We start from the raw sequence: 21,195 nt of genomic DNA on the forward strand, positions 1-21,195 counted from the left end.
TTATTGATCGCCTTTTTTAGTCGGAAAATCGGTTGAGTGCGCCGGCCCTTCGATCTGGCTCAGGTCTACCTGCGGCATGTTCACCTCGCTCACCGAGTGGATGTCCATCAGCAACCGGGGGTTGCGGCCGTCCATCACTTTCATCACGGTTTCCTGGGGCTTATGCACACCCACGTAGTGGCCGGCGGTGATTACGCTGTGGCGCGAAATCTTGCGGGGGCCTTCCACGATCCAGTCTTTGATATCTTTTTTCTCGAAGCGGCAGGTATCGCAAATGAAGCCTTCCACTTCACCGTATTTGTCTTTGCGGGCGGTAACGCGGAAAATCTCGTCGCCACGCATCCAGAGCGCCACTTTGCCGCAGCATTTCGGATCGGAGCATTCGCGGTGGGCGTCTACCGGTTTGAGGAACCATACACGGTTCTTGAAACGGGCGGTACGGTCGGTGAGTGCGCCAACGGGGCAAACATCGATCACGTTGCCGATGAAATTGGTATGGTCGAGGGATGCGCGCATGTAGGTGCTGATCTCGGAAGCGTCTCCCCGTTTCAGGATGCCGTGGTGGCGCTTGTTGGTCAGCTGGTCTGCCGTGAACACACAGCGGTAGCAAAGGATGCAGCGCGTCATGTGCAGTTTGATATGTTCGCCGATGTCTTCCTTCTCGAAAGTGCGGCGCTTGAATTCGTACCGGGTGCCGGAAACGCCGTGCTCGTAGCTGAGGTCCTGCAGGTCGCATTCTCCGGCCTGGTCGCACACGGGGCAATCGAGCGGGTGGTTGATGAGGAGGAACTCTACCACGCCTTTGCGGGCGTCGAGCACTTCGGGGGAGGTGATGTTGGCCACTTCCATCCCGTCCATCACGGTGGTGCGGCAGCTGGCCACCAGCTTGGGCATGGGGCGCGGGTCCGCTTCGGAGCCTTTCGTCACTTTCACGAGGCAGGTGCGGCATTTACCGCCGGAGCCCTGCAGCTTGGAGTAATAGCACATGGCAGGGGGCACCACTTCGCCGCCGATGGTGCGGGCGGCGTTGAGGATGGTCGTTCCCGGTTCCACTTCTACCGTGATATTATCGATCTTGACCTTGAATAATTTCTTTTCTTCCGCCATTATTAAAAAGTAAAAAAGAAGAATAATGTTGTTTCCTTATCAGACAGCGGCAGCTACCGGCAGCGGGTCTGCGTAATGTGCCAGGCCGAAGTTGCGGCGCTGCGCTTCGTCGGGGTTCAGCACGTGCCATTCGAATTCGTCACGGAAGTGACGGATGGCGGCGGCCACCGGCCATGCGGCGGCGTCGCCGAGGGGGCAGATGGTGTTGCCTTCGATCTTGCGCTGAATGTCCCACAGCAGGTCGATGTCGCTCATTTTTCCTTTACCGTGCTCAATGTTTTTGAGCACTTTTTCCATCCATCCCGTTCCTTCGCGGCAGGGGCTGCACTGTCCGCAGCTTTCGTGGTGGTAGAACCGGGCCAGCGAAAGGGTGTGGCGCACTACGCACTGGTCTTCGTCCAGCACGATGAACCCGCCCGAGCCCATCATGGTGCCGGTGGCGAACCCGCCGTCGTTGAGGCTTTCGTACGTCATCATGCGTTTTTCGCCTTTGGCCGTGGTGAGCAGCAGGTTGGCGGGAACGATGGGTACGGAGGAGCCGCCGGGGATGCAGGCTTTGAGGCGTTTCCCGTTGGGGATGCCGCCGCAGTATTCGTCGGAGTAAATGAATTCTTCTACGGAAATGTTCATCTCGATTTCGTACACCCCGGGTTTATTGAGGTTGCCGCAGGCGGAGATGAGTTTGGTGCCGGTGGATTTGCCCGTGCCGTATTTCACGTATTCATCGCCCCCGATGTTGATGATGGGCACGATGGTGGCGAGGGTTTCCACGTTGTTTACCACGGTGGGGCACTGGTACAGGCCTTTCACGGCGGGGAACGGCGGTTTAATGCGCGGGTTGCCGCGTTTGCCTTCCAGCGATTCGATGAGGGCGGTTTCTTCGCCACAGATGTAGGCGCCGGCGCCGCGTTGCACGTAAATGTCGAGGTCGAACCCGGAGCCGAGGATGTTTTTACCGAGGAAGCCGTTTTTGTGCGCTTCGGCGATGGCTTCTTCGAGAATATCGGGGATCCAGGCGTATTCGCCGCGGATGTAGATGTAAGTGGTGTTGGCACCGAGGGCGTAGCTGGAGATCAGCAGGCCTTCGATGAGCAGGTGCGGGAGAAACTCCATGAGGTAACGGTCTTTGAAGGTACCGGGCTCGGATTCGTCGGCGTTGCAGACGAGGTAGCGGGGCACTCCTTCCGGTTTGGCCAGGAAGCTCCATTTCAATCCTGTGGGGAAGCCCGCGCCGCCACGGCCTCTCAGGCCGCTTTTCTTCACTTCTTCCGTCACCTGATCCGGGCTCATGCTCTTCAGGGCTTTTTCGGCAGCGGCATATCCGCCGTTTTTCCGGTATACGTCGAAATACCGGATGCCTTCTATATGCGCCTTGTCTAACAGTAATTTACGTCCCATTGTCTCGCTTTATATAAGTTGTTGCCTGGGCAACGTGATGTTTTTCGTTTGGTCGGCTTTCCGATCTTCCCTCCTCCCCCGTTGCGTCGCACACTTCGGCGGCAGGGATCCGGTCAGCTTTTAGTTGTTCGCCTGTGCGCGGCACTCCGCGATGATCTGGTCTATCTTCTCTTTGGTGAGGTGTTCCTTGTAGAACTTGCCCAGCTGCATCATCGGTGCGTAACCGCAGGCGCCGAGGCATTCCACGGTTTTGAGAGTAAACAGCCCGTCGGCCGTGGTTTCCCCGTTCTTGATGCCCAGCTTTTCCTTGATATAATGAATAATGTCGTCAGATCCGCGGAGCATGCAGGGCCCCGTCTGGCATACCTCGAACAGGTATTTGCCTACGGGCTGCAGGTTGAACATGGAGTAGAAGGTAGCCACTTCATACACTTCGATCGGCTCGATCTGGAGCAGGCCGGCCACATAATCCATCGTGTCCGCGCTGAGCCATCCGCCGAAAGATTCCTGCGCCAGGTGCAGCACAGGGATCAGTGCGCTTTTCTGCTTCCCGTCCGGGTACCGCGCGATGATCTCTTTTACTTTATTCAGTTTCTCTTCAGAAAATTGAACGGCCATTTATATTCGTCTTTATAAGTTAATTTCTGTTTTTTACAAGTTCGTGAAAGCACATTTCCATTCCCCTTCCCTGCTCCACATTTTCAATCCTCGAAATACTCCGTTCCATCCGTCCCGATATAACCCTTCTTCCCTTTATACATCACCAGTGTGTAAGGCATATCCGGAAATGCGTTCAGCTTGTCATATTTCAACTCCGTTACGGCTTTCCCGGATTCGTCGATCACACCATATTTTTTATTCTTCCGAACGTACACCAGTTTATCGATGCCGTACCTGGGGATTACCCCGATGTAACTCCAATTGGTGAACACCCAGTCGTACACTTCGTTCCCCAGCGGCTTTCCGTTCAGCCCGAACAACCGCACGCCGGCTTTGCCGGATACGGCAAAAGCACAATAATGCATGGGCCCGCCAGCCAGCCTGATCGTATAATACCCCAGGGGCAACAACTCGGTGTTATTGCTCCATACGCCCTGCTTACCGTCCAGGGTAACCAGGAAATAGGGGCCGAACACATCCATATCGGTCACTGCGTCGAACTGCGCCGGCACGATCCACTCGCCACGCTTCGATTGCTCTGTAGCTACCGCGCCCCATTTGCCGTTGAGCTTCACGAATGCATACATTCGGAAGGCCCCGTGGGCATAAATGGAATCGTACTTACATTCCAGCAGCACTTCGCCGTCATCTACCAGCCCGGCTTTCCCGTTGCTGTACCTGATGTTCGACGATTGCTGACCGATGGGCGCTCCGTCAGACGGCTTGTCGGCCGTCTGTAGTTCCGCGATCCGGACGCTTTCCCCAATCCGCTTCACATCCACCTCGGCTTCCGTCCGGATTCCTCGTCCGTTAATCCAGAAAGATTTACCGTCTTTCTTCACCCGGGCGATGTCATCGTTTTTTATCCACATCCCGTTGAGTTCGCCGAAAGGTTGCGCATCGTCGAACTGCGGTGTAATGACGATCCAATTGTTATCGATCCGGCTATAGCCCCATTTATTGCCCATGCGGTAAGGCACGAGCTTTTTGGATAGCTGTTGCTGAGCGGCCGCATTGCTGGCGGTAAGGCACAGGACTGCGTTCAATAATAAAAGAACTTTTTTCATAGGGTATTCAGGGATAGTAGGATATATGCGTGCAGGGCCCGCGGGGGCCCTGCCAAAGAATTTATGCGTCCAGTTCGCCAGCGATCAGGTTGAGGGATGACATACAGATGATGGCATCGCTCAGCATCGCGCCCTTCACCATTTCCGGGTACGCCTGGTAATAGATGAAGCAGGGCCTGCGGAAATGCAGGCGGTACGGGGATCGGCCGCCGTCGGAAATGAGATAGAATCCCAGTTCGCCGTTGGCGCCTTCCACGGCGTTGTACACTTCGCCGGGCAGGATGTCGGTTTCGCCCATCACGATCTTGAAGTGATAGATGAGCGCTTCCATTTTGGAATAAACGTCTTCCTTGTCGGGCAGGTAGTAAGCAGGAACGTCGGCATGGTAGACATCGGCGGGGAGGTCTTTCAGTTTGTCCATCGCCTGCCGGATGATGCCGAGGCTCTGCCACATTTCCGCGTTGCGCACCAGGAAACGGTCGTACGTGTCGCCGGTGGTGCCTACGGGAATGCTGAACTCGAAATCTTCGTAAGAGCTGTACGGAGTGGCTACGCGCACATCGTAATCCACGCCTGCTGCGCGCAGGTTCGGACCGGTGAAGCCGTAGTTGAGGGCGCGTTCCGCCGTAATGGCGCCAACGCCCTGGGTACGTTCCATGAAGATGCGGTTGCGGGTGAAGAGTTTTTCGAACTCTTTCAGTACGGCCGGATATTCGTCGAGGAACTTGTTGATCTTACGGAAAGCCGTTTCGGTGAAGTTCCTTTCGAAACCGCCGATACGGCCGATATTGGTGGTGAGGCGCGAGCCGCAGATTTCTTCGTAGATTTCGTATACCAGTTCGCGGTACTGCATTACGTAGAGGAAGCCGGTGAATGCGCCGGAGTCTACGCCGATAACGGAGTTGCAGATGAGGTGGTCGGTGATACGGGCCAGTTCCATGATGATAACGCGGAGGTAATCCACTCTTTTGGGCGTTTTGATGCCCAGGAGCTTTTCCACGGTCAGGTGCCAGCCGATGTTATTGATGGGGGCCGAGCAGTAGTTGAGCCTGTCTGTCAGCGGAGTGATCTGGTAATACGGCTTGCGCTCGGCGATTTTTTCGAAAGCGCGGTGAATGTAGCCAACGGTAGGCGTGGCGGACACGATCCTTTCGCCGTCCATCTCCAGTACGTTCTGGAATACGCCGTGGGTGGCGGGGTGGGTAGGCCCAAGGTTGAGCGTGTTGGTCTGCTTCTCTATGGAGCCTTCCGGTAGTTGTATATGGTGATCAGACATATCCTGATTTGCTAAAAGTTAAACTTAAATACCGACGCTTCCGCCGCGGCCGAACATTTCGTCGTCCTTGTCTACACGGGTCTGGTCTTCCAGCGGGAATTCCTTGCGCAGGGGGAAGTAATCCATTTCATCCACGTTCAGGATGCGGACCAGGTTCGGATGCCCTACGAAGTCGACCCCGAAGAAATCATATGTTTCCCTTTCCTGCCAGTTGGCGGTGGCGAACAACTTGGTGGCGGTGAAAATCTGCGGTGTTTCCACGGCAGTGAACACTTTGAACCGGAGGCGCACGTTCTGCACGAGGTTGTGCAGGTGATACACCACACCCAGTTCGGCACCCGCGTTGTCGGGGTAATGCACGCCGCAGAGGTCGGTCATGAAACGGAATGCCAGGTCCTCTTCGTCGTAGAGAAACTGCATGACTTTCAGATTGATCTCTTTGGGCGCGTGGAACGACATAATGCCGTACGACTCTTCAAAATTGGTCAACGCCTCGCCGAACTTCTCGACCAGCCTGTTCTTGATATGCTCATTCGTCAAAGACATGTAATCGCTATTATCGTGACTATTGTATTCCGTAGGAATTCATGAGATCCTTATACCGGTCGCTATGGCGGCGGCGCAGGCTTTCCTGGCCCACCAGATCCTGCACGCGCATCACGCCGTCGAGGATCGCTTCCGGGCGCGGGGGCATCCGGGAACGTAAACGTCCACGGGGATTATCTGGTCGATGCCCTGGAGCACGGAGTAGGTATCGAAGATACCGCCGCTGCTGGCGCAGGCGCCAACGGCAATCACCCAGCGGGGCTCCGCCATTTGCAGGTATACCTGCCGCAGCACGGGCCCCATCTTTTTAGCGATGGTACCCATTACCATGAGCAGGTCGCACTGGCGGGGCGTAAAGCCCAAACGCTCGGAGCCGAAACGGGCGAGGTCGTAGTGGGCGGCCATGGTGGCCATGAATTCGATGCCACAGCAGGATGTGGCAAACGGCAGCGGCCAGATGGAATTCTTACGGGCCAGGCCAATGACCTTATCGAAAGATGTGGCAAAGAAACCTTCTCCGCTATAGCCTTCCGGCATTTCCACCACCTTCACATTCGTATTAAACTGAACAGGACGAGACATAATCTTTACCCTCCTAATCCCGCCGCATTCACACAGCGGGAATTTATTAATAGTTAACTAAGTATCAATCTTCCCACTTCAGGGCACCTTTCTTAATGATGTAGTAGAAACCGCCCATGAAGAAGCAAACAAATGCGAGCATCGCCATAAAACCACTCCATCCCAACGCTTTAAAATTAACAGCGTAGGGATAGAAAAAGATGACTTCCACATCAAACAACACGAAGAGAATTGCTGTCAGAAAGTACTTGATAGCCACTGGCTGACGCGCGTTCCCCATCTGTTCGATACCGCTTTCGAAATTCTCCAGTTTGTCACTGGTTTTACGCTTCGGGCCGAGAAAGTGCGTGGCAATCATGGTGATACCAACGAAACCCAAAGCAGCAACAACTTGTAAAAGGATAGGAAAATAGCTGACCGGCGTGTTGCTTGCTGTCAAAAATTCAGAGACAAAAAACATAAGCTTCCCAATATATTGTCTGAAAGCGCAAAAATACTGCAACTAAACTATAATTCAAATCGACAATCCTGAAAATCTAATCTTTTTTTTGTATATGTAATATAATAAAATATGTGACGTTGGTTTCCGGAGTTTCCGGGGCGCTCACCCGTTTGTGTAATTGATTGAGCCTAAACGTGTAACATGTACACGGCCCGGGAGTGTTCCCGGGCCGTGTATGTCAAATGCCTGAAATTTAAATATTTATTAGCGTCCGCCGCCTTTTTGCTGGGGCTTGCTCATAATGTCTTTGATCTGCTTCACGGGTTCGCTCGTAGGATCCAGCGGCGTCAGTTTGTCCATATACTTCTGCATATTGGCTTTGTCTTCCTTATTGTAATAATATACCATCAGGTAGGTATACGCCTTGATGAGGCCTGCCTTGTTCTTGGCGGGGTCCGTCTCGGCCAGGCTCAGGTATTTATCGAAATAGGGCTGTGCCACCCCGGTTTTGGCTTCCACGTCGCGGGCGGCGGCGGCCATCCCCTGCCAGAAGTGCCCGGTGGTGAGGTCAGGGAAGGCGGTGGTCAGCTTTCCGAAGGCTTCGGAAGACTTGGCCAGCATCGCCGTGTCCGTCCCCCCGCTGGAGGCGTAATAGTAGTTCTGGCCGATGTTGAACAGGTCGAGCGCAGCGGGCTTCTCTCCTTTCTCGGCCTTCAGGTCGGCCACTTTCTGGTACCATTCGCCGGCTTTGCCGAACACCCGCGCCTGCTGGAAGGCTTTAGCCACGGCTTCGTAACGGTCCAGGTCTTTGGCGGTGTCGGATGTAGCGTATTTCTCGAGGTAGTTGAGCGATTGCTGGTCGATCGCGGCCTGCTGGGTGGAATCGCCCAGTTTGATACGGCTGTAGATCTCGCTGCCGAGCTTATAATCGATGGGTTCCAGCTTGCTTTCCCCGGAGCGTTTCACATAGTCGTCGAACTGCTGGCGGGCGGCGAGGGAATCGCCTTTCTGGAGGTACGCGTCGGCGATCATCCGTTCGAGCTTCATTTTGTAGGATTCGTTAGCCTGGGGGATGAGCGATTTCGCTTTGTTGATGGCGCCCTCGTAGTCGCGGTCGAGGAACATGATGGAAGCGAGGTAATACTCATTCCGGGTTTTATCGGCCTGGTCGCTCAGGGCCAGGTACTTCTGTAAATATTCCTTTGCCTTGGGAAGGGAGAACTGCCTGGGCTTGGGGGTGTAGTAGAACTGGTACAGTTCGTAGAAAGCCGGGGCATAGTTCGGGTCGAGCGTGGTGGCTTGCGACCAGTCGGCCACTGCCTGTTCGAGGAGTTTGGCGTTATAGTTCACATGGCCGCGTTTCATGACGGCTTCTGCGTTGTTTTGTTCCAGTTCCAGCGCTTTTTCGTATGCTTCGATGGCTTTGCCGCCGTTTTCGCCGCCCATATAGCGGTAAACATCGCCCAGTTCGATGTAATCTGCGGCTACGGGTTTATATCCTTTCCGGCCGTCGTTCCCTTCTACCAGTTGTTTCATGACGGCGAGGGCGAAGGCTTTATCGCCGCCTTTCACTTCGGTGTTGGCATCTGCGATGGCACGGGCCACGTCGCCATTCTTGCTTTTGGCGGTGGCGTTGAGGGCGGCATCGAACTTCTGGCGTGCCGCGGCGGCGTTACCGCTCAGCAGGTCGATACGGCCGAGGCCAACATTGAGAAGAGGGGAATTTGGCACGGCGGTGAGCCCTTTCTGGAAGGCGGCTGCCGCTCCGTCCTTGTTTTCCTGGCCCAGTTCAGCGATCCCGAGGTAATAATACGCCCGTTCGTCCGTGGGTTTGGCCGCTATCGCCTGCTCGAAATTGGATTTGGCGGTGGCGTATTTTCCGTAATAGAGGTTTTTGAGCCCGTCTTCTATCGTTTGCGCCATTGCCCCTCCTGTGAGGAGGAAAAGGGCAACCACGGTACTGATACGCTTCTTCATGATAAAAATGTTTTAACCGATTAACTAAACGTTACCGGAGCCTTTTAGTTCGGCTGCGGTATGGGTTCATGTAATAAAAAAACATGCCAGAATGATGGCTGCGGCCACGATACAGGCAGGCTCCGTCTCTGAATTTACTCAAATAATCCGGTAAAAACAATGCAGGAAACGTTAAAAATGGGCATAAAAAAAGCAGCGCCCGTGTGGGCGCTGCCGGTGATCCGGGATTTGGGTCCGGAATTATTTGGAGCCGTTGGCGGTGGCTGCTTTCGCGGAGCTACCTGCGGCTTTGTTGGAGGAGCTGAGGAATTCCTTCACCTGGCGAACGGTATCGTTGTTCGGGTCGATGGCTACCAGTTTGTCCATATAAGGCTGCATGGCGGCCTGGTCTTCCTTATTGTAGTGATACAGCATCAGGTAAGTGTAGGCGTTGAGGAGGAAGCGTTTGTTACGGGCTTCGTCTTCAGGTTTCACCATCCCGATGTATTTCTCGAAGGCGTCTTTACCGCGGCCTTCCTTGGCTTGCTGGTCCAGCGCGAAGTTGGCCATGCCTTTCCAGTAGAAAGCGGTGGGCTGGGTGGGATACTTCTCGGTGAAGCTGGTCCAGGAGGCGTCGGAACCGCTGTAATCGGCTGCGTAGTACTCATAGAACGCTTTGTAGAAGTGGTCGGTCATCGCAGCGGGATTTTCTTTCACTTCCAGTGCTTTGCCATACCATTGGGCGGCTTTGGCGTAGTTACGCATGTCTTTGTAAGCTTCTGCCACGTTGCGGTATTTCTCTGCGTCGGTGGTAGTGTCGGTTTCTGCGTATTTTTCCAGGTAGAGACCGGCAGTTTGCTGGTAGCCAGCCTGGGTGGCGGAATCGGAGTGTTTCAGTTTGCCATAGATGGCGCTGAGGAGTTTATAATCGTTCACCTGGAGCTGTTCTGCGGGAACGGCTTTCACGCGCTCGTCCATGAGGGATTTGGCGGAGAGGGAATCGCCTTTCTGCAGGTGCGCATCGGCGGCCAGCAGGGTGAGTTTACCTTTGTAAACGTCGTTGGCTGCAGGCAACAGGGCTTTCGCCTTGGCGATAGCGCCATCATAGTCTTTCTGGTAGAAATTGATGGCAGCCAGGTAATATTCGTTTTTGGATTTGTCGGAGGGGTCCCCAACTTCCACGTATTTCTGGAGGTATTGCGCAGCGTGGGGGAGCGAGAACTGCTCTTTACGCTGGGTGATGTAAAACTGGTACAGTTCGAAGTATGCGGGTGCATAGTTCGCGTCCATGTTGGTGGCTTTGGACCAGTCGGCCACGGCTTGCTGGAGCAGGCGGGCGTTGTAGTTTACCAGGCCTTGTTTCATCACGGCTTCGGCGTTGTTGGCGTCGAGCTCGAGTGCTTTTTCGTAAGTGGTGATCGCTTTGCCGCCGTTTTCACCGCCCAGGTAACGGTAAGCGTCGCCCAGTTCGATGTAATCGGCCGCGGTGGCGGTATACATTTGTTTTTTCTTACGTCCTTCGTTGTTGAGGAGTTTCTCCATGATGGTGAGCGCATATCCGCGGTCGCCGCCTTTAATTTCGGTGTTGGCGTCTGCGATGGCACGGGCAACGTCGCCGTCGCGGCCTTCGGTGGCGGTGCTGGCGGCTTCGAATTTCTGTTTCGCTTCAGCGGTTTTACCGTTGAGGAGATCGATACGGCCCTGACCTACCATGAGGAGGGAGGAGGTGGGAACGGCGGTGAGGCCTTTGGTGAAGGCGGCTGCAGCTGCGTCCTTATTCTCCAGTCCCAGTTCGGCTATTCCGAGGTAGTAATAAGCGCGGTCATCCGTTGGTTTCGCGGTGATGGCTTTTTCGAGATTCTGTTTGGCAGTTTGGTATTTGCCGTAGTACAAATCCTTCAAACCATCTTCCACAGTTTGCGCCATAGCTCCGTTGGCTATGCAGAGCATGGCTACAAATAAACTGTTCCTTCTGTTCATGAGCAATCCGGTTTTAGTTGTGTTATCAGTATTTAGTTTTTACTCTGTTAAAGTGGCCTCCCGGAACACGATGTTCAAACGGGCCGGGAACAACTTGAATTTTCCGATCACCAGTTGGCCGGGCTGACCGGAGAGGAATGTCGCGAAGCCTGAACCCAAACCCTGGCGGGGCTCTTTGAGGATATAGAACATACCTCTCGTGAGCGGGTAGGACTTCGTCCCGATAAAGTATTGGTACGGCTTCACGAATTCGGTGTATCCGTCTGCACGGAGTTTTACCGTCGTGATGCGGTTGCTGAATTCGATGGCGGTGGAATCGTTCGTGTCGGAAATCCAGTTCACCCCGATCACACCGATGGCGTTTTTATCCTTTTCCACATGCGAGATCACTTCTGCATTGGAATGGGCTGCCATCGTGTTGGCCGGCAAAGGCTGGCCTTTGTTGATGGAGTCCAGGACGTAGCGCGCTGTGCTGGAATTCTGATCGTCGAATACGATATTCCATTTCTTCTGCGATTTGCCGTTCATGATCTCGCGTACCTGGTCCATCGTAAGGATGGAATCGGGATTGCTGTGATTCACGATCAGCGCGATGGCGTCTGTAGCGAGCTTACCGCTTTGCGGGCGGATCTTCTCTTTTTTGAAATATTCCAGTTCGTTCTCTTTCAGGTCGCGCGTTACGATGATAAGGCGCGCGCTGTCGTTGAACAGGTCTTTGAAGCAATCTGCTTCAGGCTTGTAATGGGCGATGATCTTCGCTTTCGGATACTGTGACTCGAACACCCGGATTTCGGATTCCAGCAACGGCTGATACGTTTTGTCAACCGAAATATGGATCTCTCCTTTCGTGGGGCCGTCCAATTCACCTTTACCGGAGTTATTACCTCCGCATCCTGCGGCCAGCATGGTAACGGAAGCCGTCGCCAATGCCAGGCCCATCCAGTTTTTAGCTTTTAAAAACATACGCACTAGTGGGTGATACTTGGTTAAAAGAATAATTGTTTGATACCCCTGTAGACACGAAATAATCCATAAGCGCCCAACATGCCGGCCAATACGTAGAGCCACGTATCGGAGATGTCCAGTCTACCCATTCCCAGTTTCTCGGAAAACAGTGCGTACAGTCCAAAAAGAATAAAAATCATTCCCCTGATCAGCTCGCCCAGCGGGCGATATTGCACGTTTGTCCGATTGTTCGTATTGTCGTTCTCCTGTCGCATTGGTGGCAAATTACAAGTATACAAAAAAATGCTTTTTTCTACCGCATCAAACTTTTATTCGTTTGTTAAAAATTTTCCGGGCTGTTTCAAAAGCTTTCAGAAAGATGATGCCGAACCTTTCATTTTCCATAATACAGCAAAGTTTTAACATATGCAATTCCTCCAAAATGCGTTAGCGGTTTCCCTGAAAATTCGGTAGGTTTGCGGTCTGAAAAATCGGGGGTAAAGGGATGCAGGATTTACATCAAATCATTGATAACCAGTAATTCCCGATCAATTGATCGAACATGAAGATATTGATGGTCTGCCTTGGTAATATTTGCCGGTCCCCGCTTGCCGAAGGCATCCTCCGCCACCTGGCGGGCCAAAAAGGACTGAATTGGGACGTAGATTCCGCCGGCACCGGCAACTGGCATGTGGGCCACCCGCCCGACCGCCGCTCCATTGCCGTAGCGAAACAGCACGGGATCGACATCTCCGGGCTTCGCGGCCGGCAGTTCTCCTCCGAAGATTTCGACCGGTTCGACCGGATTTTCGTCATGGACCTGGACAATTACCGCGATGTGCTCCAAAAAGCCCGCTCGTCGGCCGACCAGCAGAAGGTACAATTGTTGCTGGAAGACCAGCAGCCTGTCCCGGACCCCTGGTACGACGATGCCCTTTTCGAGCCGGTGTTCCGGCTCATCCATGGCGCCTGCGAACGCATCGTACGGCTTGCCTGAAATTTCTAACATTCACATTCTTGACGCTTTATAGCATGGCAAAACTCAACACTCCTCAAGGTACGCGCGATTTCGGGCCAGACGTGGTCCGCAAGCGCAACCACATTTTCGCCGTCATCCGGCAGGCTTTCGAACGGTTCGGCTTCCAGCCCCTCGAAACCCCGGCGATGGAATACACCTCCACCCTTCTCGGCAAATACGGTGACGAAGGCGATAACCTGATTTTCAAAATCCTCAATAACGGCGATAAAATCTATGGCCAGGCGCAAATGGCGAAAGACAGCCGTGAACTGGCGCTGATCCTGTGTGAAAAGTCGCTGCGGTACGACCTGACCATTCCTTTTGCCCGATTCGTGGTGATGAACCAGGGGAAGATCCATCTGCCTTTTAAGCGCTACCAGATCCAGCCGGTTTGGCGGGGCGATAAGCCGCAACGTGGCCGCTATCGCGAGTTTTTCCAGTGCGACGCGGACGTGGTGGGCAGTAATTCTCTCCTGAACGAAATCGAACTACTGCAGATTTACGATACGGTTTTCAATACGCTCGGGCTTTCGGGATACCGGATGAAAGTCAACAACCGCAAGATTCTCACGGGATTGGCGGAACTTGTCGGCCGTCCGGATTTGATGCTCGCCATTACGATCGCCATCGATAAGCTCGACAAAATCGGGGATAGCGGGGTTCGCGAAGAACTGGCGCAGCGTGGGCTTTCGGGGTCGGAGGCAGATAAAGTGATGGAATTTATTTCACTGCAGGGCAGCAACGACGAAAAGCTCGACCGGCTCACGCAGCTTTTTGCGGGATCGGAAACGGGGCTCAAGGGCGTGGAGGAATTGCGGTACATACTGGGAAGCGGGCTGACATCGTTCAGCCGTCAACCCGAGATCGACCTGACGCTGGCCCGCGGCCTGAATTACTATACCGGTATGATCGTGGAAGTGAAGGCGCCTGAGAGCGTGAACATGGGAAGTATTGGTGGCGGCGGCCGGTACGACGATCTGACGGGGCTTTTCGGGCTTCCGGGGATTTCGGGTGTGGGGATTTCTTTTGGGGTTGACCGGATTTACGATGTACTGGAAGATCTGCAATTGTTCCCGGAAACTGCGCAGCAGGGAACGCAGGTGATATTTTTTCACCCTGGGACGGAGAAACTGGCGGAGGTTTACGGATATGTCTCCCGCCTGCGGGAACGTGGTATCAGCACGGAAATTTTCCCGGATGAAATCAAGCAGGACAAACAATACAAATATGCCGAAAAGCGAGGCATTCCTTACATCGCTTATGTAGAAGACAATGCGCCTGGCGTTGTGTTTCTCAAGAGCATGACGGGGAAGCAGCGCCATCAGCTTACACCGGCTGAATTGGACGCATTTACATTTTAGCAAGTGAAACACATTATATTTTCAAGAGGCGCTGGAAATCCGGTGCCTCTTTTTTTATACGCGTTTTTACTGCACACGGTAAATCGAGTTGCCATTCATTTTTCAAAACATGGCTGACATCCGGAACTGCGTGCTGGATTTGCAGCAATCATACCATGTATAATTCGGCGAACAACTTAAGCTTGTTTTCAAAAATAAGGACGTCTGACATCGACGTAAAATTATCCGGATCTGTATGTGGAATTTGCAGCAATCATACCATGTTTAATTCGGCGAACAACTTAAGCTTGTTTTCAAAAATAAGGACGTCTGACATCGACGTAAAATTATCCGGATCTGTATGTGGAATTTTCAGCAATCAAACCATGTACAATTCGGCGAACAACTTAAGCTTGTTTTCAAAAATAAGGACGTCTGTCATCAGTGTACGATTATCCGAATCTACATATGGGATTTTCAGCAATCAAACCATGTACAATTCAGCGAACAGGTGAAAACCGTTCTCAAAAAAAGGCGCATGACATCCGACAATTTCGCTGGCAGATGGATACTTAAAAAATCAGCGTACAATTATCCGGATCTACATGCTGAATTATCAGAAATCAAACCATGTACAATTCGGTAAACCACATACGCTTGTTCTCAGAAGATTAGGGCGTCTGGCATCTACGCGCAATTATCTGGATCCGCGTGTTGGATTTACAGCAATCATACCATGTACAATTCGGCAAACAGTTGAAGTCTGTTCTCAAAAATAAGGGCGTATGACATCCGACCATATCGCTGGCCGATGGATACTCTAATATTCACCGATCGATTTGTACTTCACTTCAATAACTAATGATGTTGTTTAATCAAAGCTATCTTTTGTGAATGAAAATCATACGGCTCAATATTCATGCTGCGTTTACATCATATGTAAAGTCGGTGCTATCCCTCGATACCACTAGCAAATAGATACCTCATGGATCCAACAACAATCCATAAAAAAGGACAACATCGATCCAATGTAATTTTTGGCAGACAATATGGCGCTGTTCGAGAACTGCACCGCGTTTCCAGTCACTCGTATAACATTTCTCCGCCACAATGTTGCATACAATTTCGCCTGCCACTTCCATGCACAGAATTTCTCCAACGGCATTCGAATTCAGCATTTAATCATAAATGCATCAATTCAGGTTGTGAATCCTTTATTCAATTGCGCATACTCTCAACCATCATTATCCAAAATCCAACATCACTATTCCCAGGCATCTCCGCCGATCTTCTTTCCCGAAATCAGTTTCCAGTAGCTATAAAATTCGTCATCCAGCGGCTTGTGGAGGTATTCGGGGATCGTGGTACGAACGTAATTTCCCCAATGTGGCCTGGCTCCGTCACGATCGGAGAATCCGTATTCATCAGAGAGGTTCCAGGAGCTGAATACTTTTCCTCTTTTTCGAAGACGGCCGGGTCTGCAGCCAATGCGGCAACGGCGCGCCCCACGAACCAGGGTGTTTCGGACGCAATAAAGTTCGGATCTACGCGGGTCCCATCCTTCCAGTTGCTTTCCGTAACTCCGAAGTGTTCCAGCATAGCTTCGGAGCGAAGGAAGCCGGGCGTTATGGCAAGTGCGCCAATGCCGTGGGGCTCGAGGTCCTGCGACATGTCGTAGGCCAAACGGATAACGGTTGTTTTGACCAGATCATAAAACAGTTGTCCACGGTAGAAATAGCCATCTCCGTCGGTTACTTCGACGATGAGTCCTTTTTTCGCGGGAAGCATGAGCGGCACGGCGTACTTGGCGGTGATGATGTGCGTATCGATCGCCTGTCTCATCATTTGAAATCCTTTTGAGAGGTCATTTTCCCAGAATGGGAGGTTCCATTGCATGAGGGCATCGCCGCCCCATACGTCGTTTACGAGGACGTCGAGGTGGCCGTGGTCTTTTTGTATCCGGTCCATCAGGGCGATCACTTCTTCTTCTTTACTGTGGTCTGTCCTGACGGGGATTCCGATTCCGCCTAATTCCGTGACGATTTCCGCTGTTTCGTCGATGGTTTCCGGGCGGGAGGGGCCGGAAGCTGGGGCGCCTTTAACGCTTCGTCCGGAGCAATAGACGGTGGCGCCTGCTTCACCGAGCATGGATGCGATTCCTCTTCCGGCTCCGCGGGTGGCGCCGGCGACGAGGATGATTTTTCCTTCCAGAGGTTTCATACGTTAGTTAGGTTTGATGGGACGGTGAATTTCGTACGGCGGTACGCATTGTATCTGCGTAGTGGATTATTTTTCGAAGGATGTTAATATAATTTGCGGGATATGAGGGCATTGGGGATTACTTGGAAATGACTTGTGAGGGGGGACGTTATAGTTGGGATTCTTTATTGCGGTTGTTATCAGAGGCTTGGTCCATAAGTTTAAACGAGAACATGCAGCATATTCTATTTCGGGATGGGTGTAAATTATGAGTTCAGGATTGGGAGTAAACTATCTCCACACAATCAATGCAATTAATATAGTTGTTATAGGAGAGAATCGACTATCAGGGAAGAATTCGTTTGCACGGGAAATTGCAAAGCTTAAGTTATTGGGTTGGTTATTGATGCAATGTTTTCAGGAATGGAAATATGCTATCACAGCACATGAATGCAATAGTTAGAGTTGTTTTAGGAATAAATCCTATATAGGGAAGGATAAGTGTTAACTGAAAACTGCAACGCTTAAGATATCTGGTTCGTTATTGATGAATGTGTTCAGGAATAGAAATATGCTATCACTGCTCAATGAATGCAATTGATAGAGTTGTTATGGGAATAAATTCTATATAGGAAGGATAAGTGTTCTCTGAAAACTGCAACGCAAGATATCGGGTTGGTTATTGATGATATGTGTTCAGAACTCGAAATATGCTATAACTGCACAATGAATGCAGTTGATAGAATTACTATAGGAAGGAATCGTCTATACGGGAAAAATTCGTTTGCACGGGAAACTGCAAAGCTTAAGTTATCAACATGGTTAATAATATCATGTTCGGGAATGGAAATATGCTATCCCCGCACAATGAATGCAATAGATAGAGTTGTTTCGGGAATAAATCCTCTATAGAGAAGGAATAAGTGTTCACGGAAAGCCCGCTCTTAATATATCGGGATGGGTACAATTAAAAGTATTCCATTCTGCACAGTGAATGCAATTGAAATCGCTGTTACGGGAATAAATAGCCTTGGGGAAGAATAGGGCTATACGGGAAAGGGCTACTCAATGTTCCTTGTAGGAGTAAAATGTGTAAGATAAATAACCCAATATATCCAGCACGCGTTGCATTTATTGGAATGGAATATTGTTAAGGACGTTCGGTTGATGGAAAAGAGGAGTAAGTAAATGTAAGAAAATCTCGTACTGGTGAGGATAAGAATGGAATATTGTTCAGGACGTTGGGTTGACGGGAAAGAAGGAGTAAATAGATGTAGGAAAATCCAGTCCTTGTGAGGATAAGAATGGAATATTGTTCAGGACGTTGGGTTGACGGGAAAGAAGGAGTAAATAGATGTAGGAAAATTGCAACCGGGGATGGGAGTTCAGGTATGGAGAAAACGGGGTGGGTTGGAATCCAATGTATGGAACCCTCTATCCATTCTATGAAATAGACTATTGCTCAGGACGTGGGGTTGATGGAAAATAAGAGTAAGTAATTGTCGGAGAATCTCGTACTAGTGACGATAGGAATGAAATATTGCTCAGGGCGTATGGATTGAAGGGAAAAAGGTTTAATTAAGAGTAGGAAAATTGCACCCGGGGATGGGAGCTCAGGTATGGAGAAAACGAGCTGGGTTGGAATCCAATGTATGCAGCCATCCATCCATTTTACTAAATAGAATATTGTTCGGGACGTTCGGTCTATGGGGAAGAGGAGTAATTAACTGCAAGAAAACTGCAAATGGGGATGGGAGTCGAGTTATGAGGAGCACGCGCAGGGTTGGAATTTAATATATGCAAACGTCCATCCATTAGTAAGTGTAGTAAAATTGCAATCGGGGATGGGAAGCGGGGGCTATTTTGCCCGGAAGTAGTACAATCTATGGTTGCATTTCTTGATTCGGTGAGGGGTATAAATAAAAAAAGGTCCAAGATTGCTCCTGAACCTTTTTTCAATAAATATGGCAGCTACCTACTCTCCCGCATGATAGTGCAGTACCATCGGCCATGAGGGGCTTAACTTCTCTGTTCGGAATGGGAAGAGGTGAACACCCTCGGAAAAACCACCATAAGATCTTTAAGTATCTTACTACTAATAAATTTACATATCGGGAAGTTGTAAAACACGCTCTTTACTTTCCGGTTTCCTTGCGGATACCTTCAGCTTCGATAAAGAGCGTAAAAATAAAATTAAAGCTTACGGGCAATTAGTACTACTCGGCTTTGATGTTACCACCTGTACACCTGTAGCCTATCAACGTCGTCGTCTTCGACGGCCCTTAAAAGTAAACTCATCTTGAGGTAAGTTTCACGCTTAGATGCTTTCAGCGTTTATCTTGCCCGTACATAGCTACTCTGCACTGCACCTGGCGGCACAACAGATACACCAGCGGTACGTACGACCCGGTCCTCTCGTACTAAGGTCATGTCCTCTCAATTTACTAACGATCACAACAGATAGGGACCGAACTGTCTTGCGACGTTCTGAACCCAGTTCACGTGCCACTTTAATCGGCGAACAGCCGAACCCTTGGGACCTTCTCCAGCCCCAGGATGTGACGAACCGACATCGAGGTGCCAAACCTCCCCGTCGATATGAGCTCTTGGGGGAGATCAGCCTGTTATCCCCGGAGTACCTTTTATCCTTTGAGCGATGGCCCTTCCATACAGAACCACCGGATCACTTTAGCCTGCTTTCGCACCTGCTCGGCTTGTCTGCCTCACAGTCAAGCACCCTTTTACTAATGCGCTCTGCGTACGATTACCAACCGTACTGAGGGTACCTTTGCGAGCCTCCGTTACTTTTTAGGAGGCGACCACCCCAGTCAAACTACCCACCAAACAATGTCCCCATTTTCACGGGTTAGACTCTAAGTAACAGAAGGTTGGTATTTCAACGTTGACTCCACGACTCCTGGCGAAGCCGCTTCATAGTCTCCCAACTATCCTACACATCTGGCACTCAAAATCAATGTTAAGTTGTAGTGAAGGTTCACGGGGTCTTTCCGTCCCGTTGCGATTAACCGGCATCTTCACCGATACTACAATTTCACCGAGCTCATGGTAGAGACAGTGTCCAACTCATTAGACCATTCGTGCAGGTCGGAACTTACCCGACAAGGAATTTCGCTACCTTAGGACCGTTATAGTTACGGCCGCCGTTTACTGGGGCTTCAGTCAGGAGCTTTGTATTGCTACGAACACCCTTCCTTAACCTTCCAGCACCGGGCAGGTATCAGGCTCTATACTTCATCTTTCGATTTTGCAGGGCCCTGTGTTTTTGTTAAACAGTTGGTTGGACCATTTTACTGAGACCACATCACTGTGGTACGCCTTATCCCGAAGTTACAGCGTCAATTTGCCTAGTTCCTTTACCATGGATCACTCGAGCGCCTTAGGATATTCTCCTCGACTACCTGTGTCGGTTTACGGTACGGGCTGCTATAACCTAACCTTAGAGGTTTTTCTTGGAAGTCTGATTAGGGACATTATCACTTCAGCCGAAGCTTCTGTGTACTATCAGGTTCAGCACCAACTGCGGATTTTCCTACAATCGGTATACCTACACCCTTTAACGCACTATTCCGTAAGTGCGCAGTCCTTTCACTACTCCGTTACCCCATCGAAATTATAGCAGGTACTGGAATATTCACCAGTTTGCCATCAGCTACGCCTCTCGGCTTTGCCTAAGGACCCGACTAACCCTGATCCGATTAGCGTTGATCAGGAACCCTTAGTCTTACGGCGAAAAGATTTTTCATCTTTTTTATCGTTACTTATGCCTACATTTTCTTTTCTGTACGCTCCAGCATACCTCGCGGTACACCTTCGATGCAGTACAGAATGCTCCCCTACCGATCACCCGCCTAGCGGGGATCCTAAAGCTTCGGTAGTATGTTTGATGCCCGATTATTTTCCGTGCCCAAACCCTCGACCAGTGAGCTGTTACGCACTCTTTAAATGAATGGCTGCTTCCAAGCCAACATCCTGGCTGTTTTAGGGTTTGAACTGCGTTTGTTCAACTTAACATACACTTAGGGACCTTAGCTGTTAATCTGGGTTATTTCCCTCTCGGCCATGGACCTTAGCGCCCACAGCCTCACTCCCGTAGATATATCATAGCATTCGGAGTTTATTAGGGTTTGGTAGGCGGTGAAGCCCCCTAGCCCAATTAGTAGCTCTACCTCTATGATACGTCTGTTATACGAGGCTGTTCCTAAAAACATTTCGGGGAGAACGAGCTATCTCTCAGTTTGATTGGCCTTTCACCCCTATCCACAGGTCATCCCATAGCTTTTCAACGCTAATGGGTTCGGTCCTCCAGTTTGTGTTACCAAACCTTCAACCTGCCCATGGATAGATCACAAAGTTTCGCGTCTACCCCCACTGACTAAGCGCCCTGTTAGGACTCGCTTTCGCTGCGGCTCCGTTACTGAAGAACTTAACCTCGCCAGTGAGGAGTAACTCGTAGGCTCATTATGCAAAAGGCACGCCGTCACCCGTTTCCAGGCTCCGACCGCTTGTAGGCGCACGGTTTCAGGTACTATTTCACTCTCCTGTTCGGAGTACTTTTCACCTTTCCCTTACGGTACTGGTTCACTATCGGTCTCTAGGGAGTATTTAGCCTTACCAGATGGTGCTGGCAGTTTCACACAGGATTCCTCCGGTCCCGCGCT

General features: G+C 51.1%; 14 protein-coding genes and 2 rRNA genes (1 of these 16 running past the window's edge). 2 read left to right on the forward strand and 14 right to left on the reverse strand.

The window, feature by feature from the left end:
* The 11 genes from WJU22_RS00575 to WJU22_RS00625 form a co-directional block, all read right to left on the reverse strand.
* Complete coding sequence (locus tag WJU22_RS00575) at positions 1 to 1,107, reverse strand: 2Fe-2S iron-sulfur cluster-binding protein (RefSeq protein ID WP_341841379.1); 1,107 nt, start codon at positions 1,105 to 1,107, stop codon at positions 1 to 3.
* Positions 1,108 to 1,146: 39 nt separating this feature from the next.
* Positions 1,147 to 2,505: an NADH-quinone oxidoreductase subunit NuoF gene (gene nuoF, locus WJU22_RS00580; protein ID WP_341841380.1), complete on the reverse strand. Its 1,359-nt coding sequence runs from the start codon at positions 2,503 to 2,505 to the stop codon at positions 1,147 to 1,149.
* A gap of 120 nt (positions 2,506 to 2,625) precedes the next feature.
* The gene (locus WJU22_RS00585; RefSeq protein WP_341841381.1) at positions 2,626 to 3,123 is read right to left on the reverse strand and encodes an NAD(P)H-dependent oxidoreductase subunit E; all 498 of its coding nucleotides are present in this window, start codon (positions 3,121 to 3,123) and stop codon (positions 2,626 to 2,628) included.
* Between the two features lie 83 nt (positions 3,124 to 3,206).
* Entirely contained in the window at positions 3,207 to 4,211 is a 1,005-nt protein-coding gene (locus tag WJU22_RS00590; RefSeq protein WP_341841382.1) for a WG repeat-containing protein, read from the reverse strand.
* Positions 4,212 to 4,293: 82 nt separating this feature from the next.
* Positions 4,294 to 5,508 carry an NADH-quinone oxidoreductase subunit D gene (locus WJU22_RS00595; RefSeq protein ID WP_341841383.1) on the reverse strand — a complete coding sequence of 405 codons (1,215 nt, stop codon included), beginning with the start codon at positions 5,506 to 5,508 and terminating at the stop codon, positions 4,294 to 4,296.
* 24 nt (positions 5,509 to 5,532) lie between these two features.
* Complete coding sequence (locus WJU22_RS00600; RefSeq protein ID WP_341841384.1) at positions 5,533 to 6,054, reverse strand: NADH-quinone oxidoreductase subunit C; 522 nt, start codon at positions 6,052 to 6,054, stop codon at positions 5,533 to 5,535.
* Positions 6,055 to 6,165: 111 nt separating this feature from the next.
* A complete protein-coding gene (locus WJU22_RS00605) occupies positions 6,166 to 6,636 on the reverse strand; it encodes an NADH-quinone oxidoreductase subunit B (protein WP_341841385.1) in 471 nt (156 codons plus the stop codon).
* A 64-nt stretch (positions 6,637 to 6,700) separates the two neighbouring features.
* The gene (locus WJU22_RS00610; protein WP_341841386.1) at positions 6,701 to 7,096 is read right to left on the reverse strand and encodes an NADH-quinone oxidoreductase subunit A; all 396 of its coding nucleotides are present in this window, start codon (positions 7,094 to 7,096) and stop codon (positions 6,701 to 6,703) included.
* Positions 7,097 to 7,342: 246 nt separating this feature from the next.
* Positions 7,343 to 9,055: a tetratricopeptide repeat protein gene (locus WJU22_RS00615; RefSeq protein ID WP_341841387.1), complete on the reverse strand. Its 1,713-nt coding sequence runs from the start codon at positions 9,053 to 9,055 to the stop codon at positions 7,343 to 7,345.
* Between the two features lie 240 nt (positions 9,056 to 9,295).
* Positions 9,296 to 11,014 (reverse strand): tetratricopeptide repeat protein, encoded by a 1,719-nt coding sequence (locus tag WJU22_RS00620; protein WP_341841388.1) that lies wholly within the window; start codon positions 11,012 to 11,014, stop codon positions 9,296 to 9,298.
* 39 nt (positions 11,015 to 11,053) lie between these two features.
* Entirely contained in the window at positions 11,054 to 11,977 is a 924-nt protein-coding gene (locus WJU22_RS00625) for a substrate-binding domain-containing protein (RefSeq protein WP_341841389.1), read from the reverse strand.
* 544 nt (positions 11,978 to 12,521) lie between these two features.
* Here WJU22_RS00625 and WJU22_RS00630 point away from each other — a divergent pair.
* Entirely contained in the window at positions 12,522 to 12,956 is a 435-nt protein-coding gene (locus WJU22_RS00630) for a low molecular weight protein-tyrosine-phosphatase (protein WP_341841390.1), read from the forward strand.
* 35 nt (positions 12,957 to 12,991) lie between these two features.
* On the forward strand, positions 12,992 to 14,338 hold the full coding sequence (hisS, locus tag WJU22_RS00635; protein WP_341841391.1) for a histidine--tRNA ligase: 1,347 nt from the start codon (positions 12,992 to 12,994) through the stop codon (positions 14,336 to 14,338).
* Positions 14,339 to 15,619: 1,281 nt separating this feature from the next.
* On the opposite strand, the gene WJU22_RS00640 is transcribed toward hisS, so the two are convergent.
* From WJU22_RS00640 to WJU22_RS00650, 3 genes are all read right to left on the reverse strand, one after another.
* Positions 15,620 to 16,537, reverse strand: a complete 918-nt coding sequence (locus WJU22_RS00640) for an SDR family oxidoreductase (RefSeq protein WP_341841392.1) — start codon at positions 16,535 to 16,537, stop codon at positions 15,620 to 15,622.
* A gap of 1,941 nt (positions 16,538 to 18,478) precedes the next feature.
* Positions 18,479 to 18,590 (reverse strand): 5S ribosomal RNA (gene rrf, locus WJU22_RS00645).
* Between the two features lie 116 nt (positions 18,591 to 18,706).
* A 23S ribosomal RNA gene (locus tag WJU22_RS00650) occupies positions 18,707 to 21,195 on the reverse strand (it continues 394 nt past the right edge of the window).

Origin of the sequence: Chitinophaga caseinilytica (genome assembly GCF_038396765.1) — a bacterium.
GTDB classification, from domain to species: domain Bacteria; phylum Bacteroidota; class Bacteroidia; order Chitinophagales; family Chitinophagaceae; genus Chitinophaga; species Chitinophaga caseinilytica.

Coding starts and splice junctions, on each gene's coding strand:
- WJU22_RS00615 (WP_341841387.1), bottom strand. CDS start 9,055: ATGAAGAAGCGTATCAGTACCGTGGTTGCCCTTTTCCTCCTCACAGGA.
- WJU22_RS00605 (WP_341841385.1), bottom strand. CDS start 6,636: ATGTCTCGTCCTGTTCAGTTTAATACGAATGTGAAGGTGGTGGAAATG.
- WJU22_RS00625 (WP_341841389.1), bottom strand. CDS start 11,977: ATGTTTTTAAAAGCTAAAAACTGGATGGGCCTGGCATTGGCGACGGCT.
- WJU22_RS00620 (WP_341841388.1), bottom strand. CDS start 11,014: ATGAACAGAAGGAACAGTTTATTTGTAGCCATGCTCTGCATAGCCAAC.
- WJU22_RS00640 (WP_341841392.1), bottom strand. CDS start 16,537: ATGAAACCTCTGGAAGGAAAAATCATCCTCGTCGCCGGCGCCACCCGC.
- WJU22_RS00585 (WP_341841381.1), bottom strand. CDS start 3,123: ATGGCCGTTCAATTTTCTGAAGAGAAACTGAATAAAGTAAAAGAGATC.
- WJU22_RS00600 (WP_341841384.1), bottom strand. CDS start 6,054: ATGTCTTTGACGAATGAGCATATCAAGAACAGGCTGGTCGAGAAGTTC.
- hisS (WP_341841391.1), top strand. CDS start 12,992: ATGGCAAAACTCAACACTCCTCAAGGTACGCGCGATTTCGGGCCAGAC.
- WJU22_RS00630 (WP_341841390.1), top strand. CDS start 12,522: ATGAAGATATTGATGGTCTGCCTTGGTAATATTTGCCGGTCCCCGCTT.
- WJU22_RS00595 (WP_341841383.1), bottom strand. CDS start 5,508: ATGTCTGATCACCATATACAACTACCGGAAGGCTCCATAGAGAAGCAG.
- nuoF (WP_341841380.1), bottom strand. CDS start 2,505: ATGGGACGTAAATTACTGTTAGACAAGGCGCATATAGAAGGCATCCGG.
- WJU22_RS00575 (WP_341841379.1), bottom strand. CDS start 1,107: ATGGCGGAAGAAAAGAAATTATTCAAGGTCAAGATCGATAATATCACG.
- WJU22_RS00610 (WP_341841386.1), bottom strand. CDS start 7,096: ATGTTTTTTGTCTCTGAATTTTTGACAGCAAGCAACACGCCGGTCAGC.